This window comes from Methanobrevibacter sp. (genome assembly GCF_030539555.1).
Taxonomy (GTDB): domain Archaea; phylum Methanobacteriota; class Methanobacteria; order Methanobacteriales; family Methanobacteriaceae; genus Methanocatella.
Genome location: NZ_JAUNXX010000127.1, coordinates 1 through 2,392, shown reverse-complemented (window position 1 = coordinate 2,392; position 2,392 = coordinate 1). Strand labels below are relative to the sequence as shown.

At 32.4% G+C, this 2,392-nt stretch carries 3 protein-coding genes; all 3 read left to right on the top strand.

The features are described 5' to 3' along the window. Window positions 1-894, top strand: an 894-nt coding sequence (locus Q4Q55_RS10365; RefSeq protein WP_303372720.1) for a hypothetical protein, incomplete at its 5' end; no start/stop codon positions are given. Between the two features lie 386 nt (window positions 895-1,280). Further along, window positions 1,281-1,715, top strand: coding sequence for a Panacea domain-containing protein (locus Q4Q55_RS10360; RefSeq protein WP_303372719.1), 435 nt, complete (start codon window positions 1,281-1,283; stop codon window positions 1,713-1,715). Then, the coding region (locus tag Q4Q55_RS10355) for a hypothetical protein (RefSeq protein WP_303372718.1) at window positions 1,660-2,392 on the top strand (733 nt) is incomplete at its 3' end. The genes Q4Q55_RS10360 and Q4Q55_RS10355, both read left to right, overlap by 56 nt.

Genomic DNA, 2,392 nt, shown 5'->3' with positions numbered 1-2,392 from the left:
ATAGATAAGAAGCAATTAATTATACCTGTCTATTTAAATGAGAGAATCGTTTTGGATATGCTTGCAATAATAGAAGACGGATTTTCTATGGTAAGTGAGGTTACAAATGTTCATGATATAGGAAAGGATAATTCAGTTAAGGCATCGGGAAGTGGTTCGACAAGTGTTGTGCTAAGTAGATTATTAAAAATACAATTAGGCGGAGAGGCTAAGCTTGAAAGCAAAGAGCAGCAATCCGACCAGCGCAAGTTTGAAAAATTTCACACAAATGTATCGCTGTTTTCAAAATTTAAAGACTGTTTAAATGATGAAAGAATATTAACTTGCAGCTGTGAAGAGGAGCTTGATATTTCTAACGTTAGTACAGGTGATTTTATTGAAATATCAGGGGAATTACAAAAGAATCCGATGATAGATTTCTTTGAAAAGATAATTGATGTTTTTAAAATGGGGGAAATATTTGCCGATGAGCCGACAGTTGGAAAAAAGAAGCAAGTACACCAAAACCAGGCAAACGATCAAAAAATACTAAGACAAATAAAAGGATTTTTAGAAGAATTAAAAACTTCCGGTACCATTGATTTTATTGTTGAAAATAAAAAAGCTACGGTTATCCTTTCTGCTCAGGATCAGTATCTGCAAAATGACAATGTTTCAGAATTGGTAGGCGGTCAGTTTAAGGTTCTTGGAAAAGTAATAAAGATTGCCAAAGATGAGAATGATAGCATAGATCTCCTTCGGAAAACCACGTTAGGCATATTAGATGACTCGACAATGGAAGAAATATTATCTGCCTTTAAAAATAAAGACATTGAAAATTATAGACTTCCTGACATCAAATCCAAGATACACGGTCCAGCTTTAATTATTATTCCAATAGCTATCTATGTGTAACAAAGCTAAGAAAATGTAATGTCTGATATAAAAGAGGGATTGGTCTGAAAGAGTAATAAAAGTTTTAGCTTGAATCATAATGAATTAGTCTTGGTTGTGTTGTTTCGTGAGTATGAACACGTAATTAAAAAGATTTACTACATCTTTTGGCTTAGATGTTTCCATAAAGAATCAGTATGGCGGGGATGCTGATACTCTTCACAATGTTCAATCTATGGACAGAGATTTCACGTAAAATACAAGAGTATAGAATAATTGAAACAGCATGCTATTTGGTAAATTCCACAAATAGGCACGTGAAAAATGGTTGAAATTTGACATTGTGGAATAAAGATTGAGATAGTATTATATCATATTAAGACAAAATTTGGAGAAAGGAGGATTCCATGTATACAGCATTTGATGTTGCCAGGTTTATTATTTGGTATAGCAAAAAAAAGAATTATTCAATTAGTAATCTTAAGTTACAAAAGATTCTTTACTTTATACAGGCTGACTATATTGCAAATAAATCAAAAAAATGTTTTAGTGATGTAATTGAAGCATGGGATTTGGGTCCGGTCGTTGCTAGCATATATGATATATATAAGATATATGGGAGTGCAGAAATACCTATTGATGGATGTGAAGGTATTATAAAAGAAATAAAGCTTCCTGATCAAATAAGAATAGGTGAAATGGTTGATAAATGCTCTAAATATTCTGCTTCAAAATTGGTCTCAATAACACACGGACAGGAACCCTGGAAAGGGGCATATAAGCGTTATGCAAATAATGAAATCACTCCTCAAGCCATTAGAAGCTATTTTGCCAAAGCATAAAGAAGTTGAGGAGATTAATGTACTTGGAGAAGATAAAGAAGCAACCGTAGCAGATGCGGATGCAGAAAGCTATTTATTAAGTCTTCAAAATGATACAGCAGATTTATGCAAAAAATTAGATCAAGATGTTGATAAATTTATCGCGCAAGATTTTTTTGACGTTATTTATAACTATGTAAAGAATGACAATAGACTAGTTTATTCATCCATTACTACCTATATTTTTAGTATCGTTCCAGAGAAAAATAAAGTCTCTGAACATAAAGATCGAGAGGGATCAATAGTCAGCAATCTGAGATGTGTTATTGATTATGCTAATGGAGACGAATTCCAAGAGAAAAATTTAGATAAAGATACGGATACGATAGCATTAACAAAAAAGTATTTGTTAAAATTTTGGGATCATGTAAATTTAGCGCAAAGGCAGTATGAGCAGATTGCAAAAGAAGAAGAATATTTTAATGCTTTAGCAAAAAAATCAGTTGAAGAAGCGACAAAACCAATTGCAGCAGAACTTAATCGAGAGTTAATTTCTCTGGTCGGTATTTTTACTGCTTTATCTTTTTTGGTTTTTGGAGGAGTTAGTTCTTTAGATAATATTTTTAGCGGTGTAAATGATATCCCTTTACTAAAACTGTTAATAGTAGGTTCAGTATGGGGAATATGTATGGTTAATC

Coding starts and splice junctions, on each gene's coding strand:
- Q4Q55_RS10360 (WP_303372719.1), top strand. CDS start 1,281: ATGTATACAGCATTTGATGTTGCCAGGTTTATTATTTGGTATAGCAAA.